General features: G+C 33.3%; 1 pseudogene. It reads right to left on the bottom strand.

Features of this window, described 5'->3' with window-relative positions:
- Positions 1 to 19 precede the first annotated feature (19 nt).
- Positions 20 to 576: pseudogene (locus IDG60_RS00225) on the bottom strand (ribosome biogenesis GTPase YqeH); the annotation flags it as partial.

The raw sequence follows: 576 nt of genomic DNA, 5'->3' as shown, positions 1-576 counted from the left end.
TTTCATTTTTTAAATCACCTTATAAAATAGAATTTCTTAATACAACATCAACATTTTTAGGAACACGAACGATTACTTTAGCTCCTGGTCCTATAGTTATAAAGCCTAGACCAGAGATCATAACATCACGTTTCTCTTTGCCTGTTTCAAGTCTAACAGCCTTTAACTCATTAAGATCAAAATTTTGTGGATTTCCAGGTGGCGTTAATAAATCGCCAAGTTGATTACGCCATAAATCATTAGCCTTCTCCGTTTTAGTACGATGTATATTCAAGTCATTAGAAAAGAAACAAACTAACGGACGTTTACCACCTGATACATAATCTATGCGCGCTAGACCGCCGAAGAATAATGTCTGCGCCTCATTTAATTGATATACGCGTTGTTTTATTTCTTTCTTAGGCATAATAATTTTCAATTCTTTTTCACTAACTAAATGCGTCATTTGATGATCTTGAATAATACCTGGTGTATCATACATAAATGATGATTCATCTAAAGGAATATCTATCATATCTAAAGTTGTTCCAGGGAATCTTGAAGTTGTTACTACATCTTTTTCACCAACACTAGCTT

Source organism: Staphylococcus sp. EG-SA-2 (assembly GCF_017152085.1).
This window is presented reverse-complemented; position numbering and strand designations above follow the sequence as displayed.